We start from the raw sequence: 12,784 nt of genomic DNA on the forward strand, positions 1-12,784 counted from the left end.
GGTTTCCTCCTTGACGTCCTGTCGTGCAGCCGGTGTGGGCGAGGCGTAGAATGGCGCCCCTTCTCCCACGATTTCCGGCCTGTTCCATGAGTGACGCATCTTACCGTGACGCGATCTTTTCGACACCCCTGGACCGGGTGGCGCGCTTCTCGTTCGACGAGAAGGTCGTCGCCTGCTTTCCCGACATGATACGTCGCTCGGTGCCGGGGTACGGCCAGATACTGGGCATGCTGGGCCTGATCGCCTCCCGCCACCTGCGCCATGGCGCCCACGTCTATGACCTGGGCTGTTCGCTGGGCGCGGCCGGCCTGGCGCTGGCCGGGACCCTGCCGCCGGACGCCTTCCGCTACACGGGCGTGGACCTCTCCCCCGCCATGGTCGCGCGTGCCCGGGAGACCCTGGCGGCCGAGTGCCCGGCCCACGCCGTCGAAGTGATCGAGGGGGACATCCGCCGGCTCGACTATCGGCCGTCGGGCATGATCGTGCTCAACTTCACCCTGCAGTTCCTGGCCCCGGAGGACCGCGACGCGGTGGTCGCGCGCCTCTTCGAGGCGCTGGAACCCGGCGGCGTGCTGGTGCTCTCGGAGAAGGTCAAGGCCGCCGACGAGCAGGAGAACGCCTGGCTGGTGGAGCGCTACCACGACTTCAAGCGGGCCAACGGCTACAGCGAGATGGAGATCAGCCAGAAGCGCACGGCGCTGGAGAACGTGCTGGTGCCGGACACCCTGGAGGGCCATCACGAGCGGCTGGCCCGGGCCGGCTTCTCCCGCTCTCAGACCTGGTTCCAGTTCCTCAACTTTGCCTCGCTGATCGCCTTCAAGGACGCCTGACATGCCGATCGCGCCTGAACACCGCGACCTCTACCGTGCCTTCCTCGACCAGGGCCTCGATGCCTGGCTGGCCCGGCTGCCCGACCAGCTGGCCCGGGGGCTGGACCGCCGGCGCTACGGCGACCTGCCCGCCTGGGAGAAGGCCGTGGCCAAGCTGCCCGAGCTGCCCGGGGCACGGACCGTGCGCCTGGACCGCGACACCGTCAGCGTCGAGGCCGCGCTGGACGAGAGCCAGCGGCGCCAGGCCGAGAACCTGCTGCGCAAGCTCATGCCCTGGCGCAAGGGGCCCTACTGCCTCGGCGGAGTGCACATCGACACCGAGTGGCGCTCGGACTGGAAGTGGCAAAGGGTGGCGCCGCACCTGGCCCCGCTCACCGGGCGGCGGATCCTGGATGTGGGTGGGGGCAACGGCTATCACGCCTGGCGCATGGCCGGCGCCGGGGCGGCCTTCGTGCTGGTAGTCGACCCCTCGCCGCGCTTCTTCTGGCAGTTCCGGGCGATGCGCCACTTCGTCGGCGACGCCGACGGCCACCGCACCCACTTCCTGCCGGTGGGCATCGAGGAGGTGCCCGAACGGCTCGCCTTCTTCGACACGGTCTTCTCCATGGGCGTGCTCTACCACCGCCCCTCGCCGCTGGAGCACCTGCAGCAGCTCAAGGACGCCCTGCGACCGGGCGGCGAGCTGGTGCTGGAGACCCTGGTGGTCGAGGGCAACGCCACCACGGTGCTGCTGCCCGGGGAGCGCTACGCCGCCATGCCCAACGTCTACTTCCTGCCCTCCTCCGCCGCGCTCTGCCAGTGGCTCGAACGCTGCGGTCTGGAGAACGTGCGCGTGGTGGACGAGGCGGTGACGACCACGGACGAGCAGCGCGCCACCGACTGGATGACCTTCCAGTCGCTGGCCGACTTCCTGGATCCCGACGACCCGACCCGCACCCGGGAGGGTCACCCCGCCCCACGGCGCGCGGTGGTCATGGCCAACCGGCCGGAATAGGGACGCTAACGTCTCAGGATCACCAGCCAGCGGCCCAGGTTGAGGATGCTGGCCAGGGACGCCGCCACGTAGGTGAAGGCGCAGGCGGTGAGCACATGGCGGGCGCCGGGCATGTCGCGGGCCGGGATGTACTCCTCGAGCAGCGGCAGCGCCCGCTGGAAGCTGGCATCGAACTCCACCGGCAGGGTCACCAGGTGCACCAGCGCCGCGGTGCCGAAGCTGATCACCGCGGCGGCCACCACGATGGCCAGGCCGCCGGGAAGGCGGGTCAGGACGAACAGGAAGGGGGCGGCCATCATCAGCAGCGCCCCGACCTTCTCGGCCTTCTGAGCCACGGCCACCAGCCTCGACCGGGCCAGCAGCGGCGCATAGCCCTGATGGTGCTGGATGGCGTGGCCGACCTCATGGGCCGCCACCGTCACCGCCGTGAGCGAGCGCCCCGCATAGTGTTCCCGGGAGAGCCTCACCCGCCGCGCCTCGGGGTCGTAGTGGTCGCCCTGGTCGGTCATCTCCACCCTGACCCCCTCGAGGCCCAGCCGCCGGATCAGGTGGTCCGCCAGCTCGCCCCCGGTGCCGGGATAGTCCTCGCGCCCTCGGGCATGACGCGCCAGCACCCACTTCGCCCAGAGGTTGGGCAGCAGGAAGAGGGCCAGCAGCAAGGCGATTGCCAGGACGATCATCGGGGCGGGCTCCGGGGCAGGGTCAGGTTATTGGACCTACCCTAACAGAGCCGGTTTCATGACACCGGAACCGCCGGGGAAGACGCCTGACTCAGCCGTCGGCCAGCGCCTCTCGGCGGATGCGCCAGTCCTCCAGCGCCAGCCGCGCCCTGGCCCGACGCGCCTGCTCGCGCAGGGCGTCGGAAGGCGCCTCGGTGGCCTCAAGCGCGCCCCCTGCCTGCCAGGCATATAAGGTCGGCTGCGCCAGGTGGGTCGCGGACCCCGCGTCGCTGACCATCAGTCCCGCGCCGCCGTCCTGGCTATTGAAGGTCAGCGCCATCGGCGCCTCGACCGGTGCATAGAGATCGCGCCCGACCCAGGGCACCTCGGCACCGGAGAGCGAATGCGCCCACAGGGTGGGAAAGATGTCGCGGTGACTGGTCCAATCCTCGACCTGCGCCACGGCCCCCTCGCGATAGCGCGGCGGCAGCCACACAAGGAGCGGCACCCCGAACTGATCGAACAGGTCATGGGCATCCGGGTACTGGATGATCGAGCGGGTGTTGTGATCCCCGGTCGCGGCAAAGAGCGTATGCCCGAGCAGTCCCTCGGACTCGAGCCGATCCAGGAAGCCGCCCATGGCGTCGTTGGCGTACTGGTAGGTCTCGAGAATCGAGGTACCGAGCTCGGGCGAGACCGCCAGCGCCTCGCCCAGTCGCGACACGTCCAGCGGCGCCGGGCGGTAGTCGTCGGGTATGTGGTAGGGCGGATGATTGGTGATCGAGAGCATCACCAGCATCACCTTCTCGCCCCGGGCATCCGCCTCTTCAAGCAGCTCGGCGCCGGTGCGGAACATCCACTCGTCGTCCAGCCCCCAGGTGCCCCCGGTGGCCTCGGGGAAGCGCTCGCGAATCGCGCTGGCCCCCAGCACCCGATCGAAGCCCTGACGCCGCAGGGAGTCGTCGAGGTTGCGCCACTGTACCGAACCGGCGGTGAGGAACACCGTGCGATAGCCGGCTCGCCGGTAGGGCAGCGCTACCGAGGTCGAGAAGGTGCGATAGCCATAGCGGCTCTGGGTCAGCGGGCTGATCGGCGTATCCAGCAGCAACCCCTCGAGGCTCGGATGGGTGCCGTTCTGGGACGACAGGGTATGGGGGAAATAGTCGGCCTTGTCCTCGAGCCAGGGCCGCAGCCGGCCCAGCAAGTCGTTGTGCTCGGGGTCGTCGAAATCCAGCGGTCGACGCCCCCAGCTCTCCATCAGGCTGACCACCACATGGGGCGGCGCCGCTTCCAGCACCGCCCGCCGAGGCGTGGTCTGAGTCAGGCGCGCCAGCACCTCCTCGGCGCTGTCGACCTCCGTCCAGCCCAGCGCCCGGGCCGCCTCCAGCGGCGATGAAAAGCCGTAGTGCGCAAGCCCCGCCTCGGGGTCGTCACCGATATTGGCAAGCTTGCGCTCCTTCCAGGCCAGATAGAACGCCTCTGGCCCGCTGGGCACCAGGTCGTTGACGAAGGCATTGGCCGAGACGGCCATGTTCATCTCGCGCAGCGGGAACGTGCCCAGGCTGCCGCGCCCCAGGCCGATGAGCGCCACCAGGGTCGCCACCACCAGCAGGCTCGCCCGCGGCCAGCCCAGATGGCGCGGCGCACGACGTCCCTCTCGACGCCCCCCGAGACGCATCCATGCCAGCTGGGCGCCGGTCATGCCGACCAGCGCCACCAGCAGCCCCAGCAACGGGTAGTCGCTCCAGACCGTATCGAGCACGGCCTGGGTATCGTCCTCGAACAGACCGAAGACCAGCGAGTTGATCGGCCCCTGATAGAAGCTGAAGAAGAAGTGGTTGACCAGCGACAGCAGGTTGACCAGCACCATGCACAGCAGCGCCCAGGGCAGCCACAGCCGACGCCAGGCGGCGATGGCGACCCTCGGCAGCGCCAGCAGCAGCGTTGCCACCAGCAGCCAGGGGCCCATCAGGATCGCCATGACCTTGGCGTCGAAGCGCAGCCCGATCCAGAACGCCTGCAGCAGGTCGGAGGCGGGTGCCGTCAGCGGCGTCGGGGCGTTCATCCACAGCAGCAGGCCACGCATCAGGGTCAGCGTCGCCACACCGGCGAGCCCCAGGCGCCACAGCTGCCGATTGATCTCGCGCCAGTGCTCCCAGCGCGAGGCCGTCATTCCATCGTCACTCATCTGTCAATACCGCGTGTTGGGCGGTGCGTACTATACCGACCCACGCCAGGCCTGACGATTCACAGAGGCCTCCACGACAGGGCCCGGGCCGGCATGACCTCCCCGGGTGGCCAGCGGACGAGGCGGACGAGAAAGGCCCCGCCACCCAGGGGTGACGGGGCCTGTCAACGGCGCAAGGCCTCGCCTCAGCGACGCAGCAGCGCGCTCACGTCCCTGGCCTCCCAGTGCGGGAAGTACTTGCGCACCAGGGCGTTGAGCTCCAGCTCGAAGCCGGCCCAGTCCACGTCGCCCGCCGGGCGGCTGTCCGACCGGGCGACGCCGCGGATCATCCCCGCGCCCACCGTGACGTTGGAGAGCCGGTCGATGACGATGAAGCTGCCGGTGCCGGGACTCGTGCCATAGTCGTCCAGCGGCAGCTCGGCGGTCAGCTCGACCCGGCAGCGAGCGATGGCGTTGAGCTCGAGGCGCTCGGCCGGATGGCGCGCCTGGCTGTTGACGTCCACCTGGTGGAGGATCTCGCCGACCTGGCCCGATACGGAGCGCCCGGCCAGGCGGATGTCGACCTGGCGCCCGGGCGCCAGCGCCTCGTCGTGCATCCAGACGATGTCGGCCTCGAAGGCATCGGCCAGGGCGACCTCGGCATCCTCGGCGACGATCCAGTCGCCGCGGGAGATGTCGATCTCGTCCTCGAGGGTCACGGTGATCGCCTGGCCCGGCCAGGCGGCCTCCAGGTCGCCGTCGAAGGTGACGATCCGCGCCACGCTGGAGGTCCGGCCGGAGGGCAACACCTTGATGGCCTGGCCCGGGCGCAGGATCCCCGCCTCCAGGGTGCCGGCGTAGCCCCGGAAGTCCAGGTCCGGGCGGTTGACGTACTGCACCGGCAGGCGCAGGTCGGTCAGGTTCCGGTCGCGGCTCACCTCCACCCCTTCCAGCAGCTCGAGCAGCGGCGGGCCGGCGTACCACGGGGTCTTCTCGCTGCGGTTGACGACGTTGTCGCCCTCCAGCGCCGAGAGCGGCACGAAGTGGATGTCGGGGGCATCGAGCTGCTCCGCGAACTCACGATACTCGGCGACGATCTCCTCGAAGCGGGCCTCGTCGAAGCCGACCAGGTCCATCTTGTTGACCGCGATCACCAGGTGCTGGATGCCCAGCAGGTCGGCGATGAAGCTGTGCCGGCGGGTCTGGGTCTGCACGCCGTGACGGGCATCGATCAGGATGATCGCCAGGCTCGCCGTGGAGGCGCCGGTGGCCATGTTGCGGGTGTACTGCTCGTGCCCCGGCGTGTCCGCGATGATGAACTTGCGCTTGTCGGTGGAGAAGAAGCGGTAGGCCACGTCGATGGTGATGCCCTGCTCCCGCTCGGACTGCAGGCCATCGACCAGCAGCGCCAGGTCCACCGCCTCGCCGGTGGTGCCGCTCTTCTTCGAGGCCTGGGTGATCGCCGCCAGCTGGTCGTCGAAGATCATCTTGGAATCGTGCAGCAGGCGTCCGATGAGGGTCGACTTGCCGTCGTCGACGCTGCCGCAGGTGATGAAGCGCAGCAGGTCCTTGTTCTCGTGCTCGTGCAGGTACTGCTCGATGTTGTCGGCGATGAGGTTGGACTGGTGTGACATCAGAAATAGCCCTCGCGCTTCTTCTTCTCCATGGAGCCGGCCTGGTCATGGTCGATGGCGCGGCCGCTGCGCTCGCTGGTCCGGGTGAGCAGCATCTCCTGGATGATCTCGGGCAGGGTGTCCGCACGGGACTCCACGGCGCCGGTCAGCGGGTAGCAGCCGAGCGTGCGGAAGCGCACCCACTTCTCCTCGGGCACCTCGCCCTCCTTGAGGGGCAGGCGGTCGTCGTCGACCATGATCTGCATGCCGTCGCGCTCGACCACCGGGCGCGGGGCGGCGTAGTAGAGTGGCACGATGGGAATCCCCTCGAGGTGGATGTACTGCCAGATGTCCAGCTCGGTCCAGTTGGAGAGCGGGAAGGCGCGGATCGACTCACCCTTGTTGACCCGGGCGTTGTAGAGGTTCCAGAGCTCCGGGCGCTGGTTCTTGGGATCCCAGCGGTGATGGCGATCGCGGAAGGAGAACACACGCTCCTTGGCGCGGCTGGCCTCCTCGTCGCGGCGCGCCCCGCCGAAGGCGGCATCGAAGCCGTACTTGTCCAGGGCCTGCTTGAGGGACGCGGTCTTCATCACGTCGGTGTAGCCGCTTGAGCCGTGGTCGAAGGGATTGATGCCGGCGGCGCGCCCCTCCTCGTTGATGTGCTCGATCAGCTCCATGCCGGATTCCGCCGCCATGCGGTCGCGGAACTCGATCATCTCGCGGAACTTCCAGGTGGTGTTGACGTGCATCAGCGGGAACGGCGGCGGGCCGGGATAGAAGGCCTTGCGCGCCAGGTGCAGCATCACCGAGGAGTCCTTGCCGATGGAGTAGAGCATCACCGGGTTGGCGAACTCCGCCACCACCTCGCGGATGATGTGGATCGACTCGGCCTCGAGCTGCTGCAGATGGGTGAGTCGCTGGCGCGAGGGCGTCAGGTCGCCGGCGGCGGCCTCTACGGCGCTCTCGCGTGACGGTGCGGAAAGACTGCTCATGGCCCGGCTACCTCGCATGACGTTGGGCGGGAGAGAACATGCGACACAGGGTAACGTCGGGTCGATAATAACCCAAAAGAATCAATAACTATCTTTTTATGCTTATTATCTCTATATGGCCGTCAGGGATCGAGGCGTTCCACCCAGGTCTCGAACTCGCCCTCTCCCAGATCGATGAGGCGATAGCCGGGCCGCGAGGCCTCGTCGAGGGCGAAGGTCGGGGAGTCGGGCAGGAACTGGTCGCTGGTGGCGGGACAGCCGTAGAGCGGGATCTCGCGGTCGGCCAGGGCCTGGACGCCCCGGAAGGCCTGGTGGACATGGCCGAAGAACACGCCCCTGATCTGGCCATGGGGCGCGACGACACGCCAGAAGGCCTCGGCATCGGCCAGGCCGATCGCGTCGAGCCAGGCGGCGCCGACGGGCAGGGGCGGATGGTGCATCATCAGGAGCGTCGGACGGGGGTCGCCATCGAGCGAGGCATCCAGGGCCGAGCGTCGCTCGGCCCCGAGCTCACCACCCTCCCGACCGCTCACGTGGGTATCCAGCAGCAGCGCCCGCCAGTCACCCAGGTCCAGCGCCTCGGGCAGCGGGCGGCAGTCGGCCATCCGGTCCGTCCGGTCGTGGTTGCCCGGCAACCAGCACCAGGGGGCATCGAGCCGCGACAGGACCCGCTCGGCCAGCCGGTAGGAGGTCGCCGTCTCGTCCTGGCTGATATCCCCGGTGACCACCACCCGATCCGGTCGCTGGCGATTGACCGCCGCCACCACGGCCTCCAGCTGGCGCAGCGGCACACCGATCCGTCCGCGTGCCGCGGGGTCGGCCAGCAGGTGACAGTCGGTGAGCTGGGCCAGGCGCATCAGGGCCGCACTCTCGTCGGAGCAGCGTGTTCGATACGGGACACGTCTGGCCAGGGATTCAGGAACATGCCATCACCAGGCCGCCTTCACGACAGCGTCTTCACGGCAGTTCGGGCAGGTCGAGGGAGTGCCCGTGGGCCAGGCCATGCTCCAGCCACTCGCCGAGGAACCGGTTGAGCTGCAGCTTCTCGTCGGGCTGGTGCATGCGGGCGTTGGGATAGCGGTAGCGGCCGTGGAAGTGGCGCTGACGCTGGAAGTCGGTGACCTCCGCCATGCGCACGTCGTGGTAGAGGTGCACGCGCATGCGAGGCGTATCGATCACGTCGTCGAGCACCCCGCGCTGGGAGACGCGCACGATGCTGGTGTAGGGAGCACGCTCCTGGAGCTTGAGGCGCAGCGCGCCCAGGCGGCGGCCATGGTTGACCAGCGCGACCTCGCGGGTCTCGCCCACGTCCAGGTCGCCCAGCAGCCGGCTGAGACGGATGAAGTTGGCCGTGCATTCGCCCTGCAGGGTCTTCAGGTCGGTGACATAGGCGTTTCTCGGCACGCTACCTCCTTGCTCGCAACGATGCACGCTCACCGGCCAGCCAGTGGAAGGCGATCAGGCACATGGCATTGTCGAGTCGTCCGGCCTCCAGGAGTTCCCAGGCCCGAATGAACGGTAGCACATGAACGCGGATATCCTCGTGCTCCGCGTCCAGCCCGTGCACCCCGCCGAGGCCGCGGCTGTCGACCAGGCCACAGAACAGGGTGACCCGCTCGTCGCAGGCCCCGGGGCTCGGGTAGTAGGTGTGCAGCTCGATCAGCTCGCCCACCTCGCAGCCGGCCTCCTCCATGGCCTCGCGGCGGGCCACCTCGGCGAGGCTCTCGCCGCGCTCGACCAGCCCGGCCACCACCTCGAGCTTCCAGGGGGAGTCGGGGTCGTCGAGGGCCCCGGCCCGGAACTGTTCGATCAGCACCACGGCATCGCGCTCCACGTCGTAGAGCAGCACGCCCACCGCATCGTGGCGATGATGCACCTCGCGCACCATCCGGCCGCTCCAGCCGCCCTCGAAGAGGCGATGGCGCAGATGGAACTCCTCCAGGCGAAAGAACCCCTCGTGCAGGCAGCGCCGCTCCTCCAGCGCCACGTCGGCGGCCGTGAAGGGCGCCCTCAGGGTGAGGTCATGATCGTCTTCAGGCGGGCGAGTATCGCTCATGCCGGTCTCCCGATCGCACAAAGGCCCCATTATCGGGACCCGGCACGGGAATGCCAACCGCCGAGTCCTCCGACGCGTCTCAGAGCTCCTCGAGAAGCGCCTTGGCCTCCTCACGCAGGGCCTCGTCGGAGGCCCGTCGTGCCTCCCGGGCCTGGCCCTCCATGGCGCGGCGGGCATGCTCGCGCGCCTCGCCTTGGCGGCCCTCGTCCTCGAGGAAGGCGGCATAGTAGTAGTTGACGTCGATGCCCTGCGGGCGAATCGCCAGGGCACGCTGGAACATCCTGTCGGCAGTCTCGGCATCGCCGAAGGCCACCGGCCAGCCCGGCGCCCTGTCGTAGAGCGCCCCCAGGGTCACCCAGGCGGAGCCGTTGTTGCCCTCGGGGTCGAGCTCGACGGCACGCTCCAGCAGCCGGCGCGCCTCCTTGGCCGAGCCCAGTGCCGCGAGCCCCCCCGCCTCGCGGGCATGGGAGGCGAGGATGATGCCCCGCCAGACCAGCACCCGGCTCTGCCGCGGATGGGACTCGGCGAGACGCGCGCTCTCCTCCGCCAGCGACTCGAGCGCCGCCTCGCGGCGCTCCGGCGCCACCTCGGTGGTGACGTGTTCCCAGCGATGGCGCAGGGAGAAGAGCTCGTCTTCCCATGCCGGGGCCTGGGCCAGGGCCTGGGCCAGCGGGGCGGCAACCAGCGCCAGACAGAGGACGGCGGCGAACGACGGGCGATGATTCATGGCGGGGCTCCTTGCCGAGGGTGGCGATCGACGGACACCCCGCAATGTAACGAACGTTTGAATGATTCGCCAGGGAACGCTCGGCCGGCTTGGCGCCCGGGGAGACGATGGCGTATCTTGCGTCTCTCGACGGCAGGAGGACGCGACGGATGAAAGGCCGCAACATGACGCGCTGGCGCGACCCCGCCAAGGACCCGCGCCAGGAACCCAAGAGCAACCTGATCACCGCCGAGGGGGCCGAGCGGCTGCGCGGCATCCTCGACCACCTCTCGCGGGTCAAGCGCCCCGCCCTCTCCACCAAGGTGGGCGAGGCGGCGGCCCTGGGCGATCGCAGCGAGAACGCCGACTACACCTACAACAAGAAGGAGCTCAACCGGGTCATCGCCCGCATCCGCTACCTCACCAAGCGCCTCGACGAGCTGACGGTGGTGGACCGGCTCCCGGCGGATACCGAGCGGGTCTACTTCGGCGCCTTCGTCACCCTGGAGGACGAGGGGGGCGAGGAACTGGCGATCCGCATCGTCGGCCACGACGAGACCGACACCGGCAAGCACTGGATCAGCGTGGACGCCCCCCTGGCGAAGGCCCTGCTCGGCAAGTCGCTGGACGACGAGGCGGTCGTCGCCGCCCCGGGGGGCGAGACCACCTACCTCATCACCGACATCGCCTATCGCGACCCCCAAGCCTGATCACACCCTGATCAGGCCCTCGAGCCGTCCCTGACGGCCCGATAGACCCGGAAGCGCCGGTCGTCGGCCAGGGTCTCGAAGCCGCCGAAGGCCCGGGTGAGCAGGTCCGGATAGGGCAGGAAGGCGTTGGCCACCAGGAGCAGCTGGCCGCCAGGCTTCAGGTGCTCAGGCGCCTCGCGGATCAGCCGCCCCGCCGGGCCGTAGTCGATGGCCCGTTCCTGATGGAAGGGCGGGTTGCTGATGATGGCATCGAAGCGCCGCTCGCCGAGGGCCGAGTAGACGTCGCTCGCCAGCGTCTCGCCGGCCAGCCCGTTGGCCTCCAGCGTCCGCCGGGTCGCCTCCACCGCGAAACCGTTGACGTCCACCGCCGTGACCCGCGCCCCGCGCCGCGCCAGCCAGGCGGCCAGGATGCCGTCGCCGCAGCCCATATCGAGAACATCGCCGAGCATATCGCCTCGCATCTCGTCAGGCCCCTCCCCCAGCGCCCCGGACAGCTGACCCAGCAGCAGCCGGGTGCCGTCGTCGAGCTTGCCGTGGCCGAACACGCCGGGATGGCTGACCAGCCGCAGGCCCTCGGCCTCGAAGCTCGTCCAGGCCTCGTCGGGGTCGAGCCCCACCCGGGCCAGGCGGGTCGCATAGAGGCCGCAGCGCCGGGCGCTGTCCACCTTGCGACAACCCAGCCCCAGGGCCGCCAGGACCTTGAGGACCCGCTTGATGCCTCCCTGGTTCTCGCCCACCAGCTGCAGCGGGGTGCCCGGCGGCAGGTGGGCACAGAGCCACAGCAGCCACCATTCGCCCAGGGCGTGGCTCTTGGGCCAGAACAGCACCGCGCCCGGGGGCGCCGGCTCGACGGCCTCGAAGGGCGAGTTCGCCGACAGTCCCCGGGCCCGACAGGCCGAGAGCACCGCCTGGTCGGCGGAGAGCAGGTGCCCCTGCCCCGCCTCCAGCCAGGCGTCCCGGGGCGGGGCGACCCAGAGCCAGCCGCGATAGTCGAACGCCTGGCGCTCCAGCAGTTGGCAGACGGGGGTCTCGGCACTCATGGGGTGGCCTCCTCGGGGGGATGGATCGGGCGCTCCAGGGTATAGAGCAGGTAGCGGCCCAGCCGCCAGTGGGGGTCGACCCGGCAGTAGCGCCGTTCCAGCGCCAGCAGGCGCTCCCGGTCGGCCTCGCTCTCCGGGGGACGGCGCAGGTAGTCGGAGAACACCCGGATGCCCGCCACCTCGTGGATCACCAGGCCATTCTCGGCGCTCCAGGCCTCCACCTGCCCGTGGGTCAGCGGCGAGATCGGCGTCAACCGCTTGCGAAGTCCCTTGCCCTCGAGCCGGTCCGCCAGGGCCTTCTCCAGGTTGCCCTTGACCACGTTGGAGAGCCTGAGGGCGTCGCGATTGAAGACCATCAGCGAGAGCTGACCGCCCGGCGCCAGCAGGCCGGCCAGCATAGCCAGAGCGGAGCGAGGGTCCGCCAGCCACTCCAGCACCGCATGGCAGGCGACCAGCGGCCAGGGCCCGGGTGCCAGTTCGGGGAGGTCCTGAAGCGGGGCCTGGAGAAAGCGCAAGTCCTGGCCCTCCAGGTGCTGGCGGGCCCGCGCGAGCATCTCGGCGGAGGGTTCGGTCAGGGTCACGGCATGGCCTCGCCGGGCGAACCAGCCGGCCAGCTGGCCGAGCCCGGCACCGACGTCGAGCAGCGGCTGTTCACGAAGGTCCAGCATCTCGGGCAGCAGACGGTCGAGCAGCGCCAGGCGCAGCTCGCCGCGGGCCCCGCCGTAGAGGCTCGCGGCGAACTTTTCGGCCAGGCCATCGAAGTGACGATCACCGACCGGCGAGAGGGGGGATGCGGAGTCGGACATGGCGGCCACCGGAAGCGAATTTGCCGCGCATTCTACCCGGGAATCGCGCCGGACTCATGGACCGGGGCATCTCCCCGGGCCACCGCGGGTTTATCTCGGCGGTTCAGGCGCTTATAATGCGCAGCGTCGCGCCCCCATAGCTCAGCTGGATAGAGCGTCCCCCTCCTAAGGGGAAGGTCTCAGGTTCGAATCCTGATGGGGGCGCCACTCC

Annotated in this window: 13 protein-coding genes and 1 tRNA gene; 4 read left to right on the forward strand and 10 right to left on the reverse strand. The window is 69.5% G+C overall.

The genetic code is table 11. The features are described 5' to 3' along the window. Nucleotides 1-86: 86 nt before the first annotated feature. A complete protein-coding gene (gene cmoA / locus BOX17_RS03315) occupies nt 87-830 on the forward strand; it encodes a carboxy-S-adenosyl-L-methionine synthase CmoA (RefSeq protein WP_071942049.1) in 744 nt (247 codons plus the stop codon). 1 nt (nt 831) lies between these two features. Further along, nucleotides 832-1,824, forward strand: coding sequence for a tRNA 5-methoxyuridine(34)/uridine 5-oxyacetic acid(34) synthase CmoB (gene cmoB / locus BOX17_RS03320; RefSeq protein ID WP_071942050.1), 993 nt, complete (start codon nt 832-834; stop codon nt 1,822-1,824). Between the two features lie 5 nt (nt 1,825-1,829). On the opposite strand, the gene BOX17_RS03325 is transcribed toward cmoB, so the two are convergent. The 8 genes from BOX17_RS03325 to BOX17_RS03360 all read right to left on the reverse strand — a co-directional run bounded on the left by BOX17_RS03325 (nt 1,830) and on the right by BOX17_RS03360 (nt 10,038). Further along, nucleotides 1,830-2,504 (reverse strand): zinc metallopeptidase, encoded by a 675-nt coding sequence (locus tag BOX17_RS03325; RefSeq protein WP_071942051.1) that lies wholly within the window; start codon nt 2,502-2,504, stop codon nt 1,830-1,832. A gap of 91 nt (nt 2,505-2,595) precedes the next feature. Next, on the reverse strand, nt 2,596-4,671 hold the full coding sequence (locus BOX17_RS03330) for an LTA synthase family protein (RefSeq protein ID WP_083582053.1): 2,076 nt from the start codon (nt 4,669-4,671) through the stop codon (nt 2,596-2,598). Nucleotides 4,672-4,856: 185 nt separating this feature from the next. Continuing rightward, nucleotides 4,857-6,284, reverse strand: coding sequence for a sulfate adenylyltransferase subunit CysN (cysN, locus tag BOX17_RS03335; RefSeq protein ID WP_071942053.1), 1,428 nt, complete (start codon nt 6,282-6,284; stop codon nt 4,857-4,859). After that, a complete protein-coding gene (gene cysD / locus BOX17_RS03340) occupies nt 6,284-7,255 on the reverse strand; it encodes a sulfate adenylyltransferase subunit CysD (RefSeq protein ID WP_125925514.1) in 972 nt (323 codons plus the stop codon). The genes cysN and cysD overlap by 1 nt, the downstream gene beginning before the upstream one ends. A 122-nt stretch (nt 7,256-7,377) precedes the next feature. After that, nucleotides 7,378-8,112, reverse strand: coding sequence for a phosphodiesterase (locus tag BOX17_RS03345; protein ID WP_071942054.1), 735 nt, complete (start codon nt 8,110-8,112; stop codon nt 7,378-7,380). Between the two features lie 100 nt (nt 8,113-8,212). Continuing rightward, entirely contained in the window at nt 8,213-8,659 is a 447-nt protein-coding gene (locus tag BOX17_RS03350) for a DUF1249 domain-containing protein (RefSeq protein WP_071942055.1), read from the reverse strand. Nucleotide 8,660: 1 nt separating this feature from the next. Then, nucleotides 8,661-9,311 (reverse strand): NUDIX domain-containing protein, encoded by a 651-nt coding sequence (locus tag BOX17_RS03355; protein WP_083582054.1) that lies wholly within the window; start codon nt 9,309-9,311, stop codon nt 8,661-8,663. Nucleotides 9,312-9,390: 79 nt separating this feature from the next. Next, complete coding sequence (locus BOX17_RS03360; RefSeq protein WP_071942056.1) at nt 9,391-10,038, reverse strand: TRAP transporter TatT component family protein; 648 nt, start codon at nt 10,036-10,038, stop codon at nt 9,391-9,393. A 149-nt stretch (nt 10,039-10,187) separates the two neighbouring features. On the opposite strand from BOX17_RS03360, the gene greB reads away from it, so the two are divergent. Beyond that, entirely contained in the window at nt 10,188-10,727 is a 540-nt protein-coding gene (gene greB, locus BOX17_RS03365) for a transcription elongation factor GreB (RefSeq protein ID WP_083582055.1), read from the forward strand. An 11-nt stretch (nt 10,728-10,738) separates the two neighbouring features. Here greB and BOX17_RS03370 read toward each other — a convergent pair whose 3' ends face one another. After that, nucleotides 10,739-11,767, reverse strand: a complete 1,029-nt coding sequence (locus BOX17_RS03370; protein ID WP_071942057.1) for a class I SAM-dependent methyltransferase — start codon at nt 11,765-11,767, stop codon at nt 10,739-10,741. After that, nucleotides 11,764-12,573: a methyltransferase domain-containing protein gene (locus BOX17_RS03375; protein ID WP_071942058.1), complete on the reverse strand. Its 810-nt coding sequence runs from the start codon at nt 12,571-12,573 to the stop codon at nt 11,764-11,766. Before BOX17_RS03375 ends, BOX17_RS03370 begins: the two co-directional genes overlap by 4 nt. 130 nt (nt 12,574-12,703) lie before the next feature. Here BOX17_RS03375 and BOX17_RS03380 point away from each other — a divergent pair. Next, a tRNA-Arg gene (locus tag BOX17_RS03380) sits at nt 12,704-12,780 on the forward strand. Nucleotides 12,781-12,784 lie beyond the last annotated feature (4 nt).

Origin of the sequence: Halomonas aestuarii, assembly GCF_001886615.1 — a bacterium.
GTDB classification, from domain to species: domain Bacteria; phylum Pseudomonadota; class Gammaproteobacteria; order Pseudomonadales; family Halomonadaceae; genus Halomonas; species Halomonas aestuarii.

What these genes read in the sequence shown, in the direction of transcription:
- BOX17_RS03345 (WP_071942054.1), bottom strand. Translation starts at nt 8,112, where the DNA reads ATGCGCCTGGCCCAGCTCACCGACTGTCACCTGCTGGCCGACCCCGCG.
- cysN (WP_071942053.1), bottom strand. Translation starts at nt 6,284, where the DNA reads ATGTCACACCAGTCCAACCTCATCGCCGACAACATCGAGCAGTACCTG.
- BOX17_RS03325 (WP_071942051.1), bottom strand. Translation starts at nt 2,504, where the DNA reads ATGATCGTCCTGGCAATCGCCTTGCTGCTGGCCCTCTTCCTGCTGCCC.
- BOX17_RS03370 (WP_071942057.1), bottom strand. Translation starts at nt 11,767, where the DNA reads ATGAGTGCCGAGACCCCCGTCTGCCAACTGCTGGAGCGCCAGGCGTTC.
- BOX17_RS03360 (WP_071942056.1), bottom strand. Translation starts at nt 10,038, where the DNA reads ATGAATCATCGCCCGTCGTTCGCCGCCGTCCTCTGTCTGGCGCTGGTT.
- BOX17_RS03330 (WP_083582053.1), bottom strand. Translation starts at nt 4,671, where the DNA reads ATGAGTGACGATGGAATGACGGCCTCGCGCTGGGAGCACTGGCGCGAG.
- BOX17_RS03375 (WP_071942058.1), bottom strand. Translation starts at nt 12,573, where the DNA reads ATGTCCGACTCCGCATCCCCCCTCTCGCCGGTCGGTGATCGTCACTTC.
- greB (WP_083582055.1), top strand. Translation starts at nt 10,188, where the DNA reads ATGAAAGGCCGCAACATGACGCGCTGGCGCGACCCCGCCAAGGACCCG.
- cmoA (WP_071942049.1), top strand. Translation starts at nt 87, where the DNA reads ATGAGTGACGCATCTTACCGTGACGCGATCTTTTCGACACCCCTGGAC.
- cmoB (WP_071942050.1), top strand. Translation starts at nt 832, where the DNA reads ATGCCGATCGCGCCTGAACACCGCGACCTCTACCGTGCCTTCCTCGAC.
- BOX17_RS03355 (WP_083582054.1), bottom strand. Translation starts at nt 9,311, where the DNA reads ATGAGCGATACTCGCCCGCCTGAAGACGATCATGACCTCACCCTGAGG.
- cysD (WP_125925514.1), bottom strand. Translation starts at nt 7,255, where the DNA reads ATGAGCAGTCTTTCCGCACCGTCACGCGAGAGCGCCGTAGAGGCCGCC.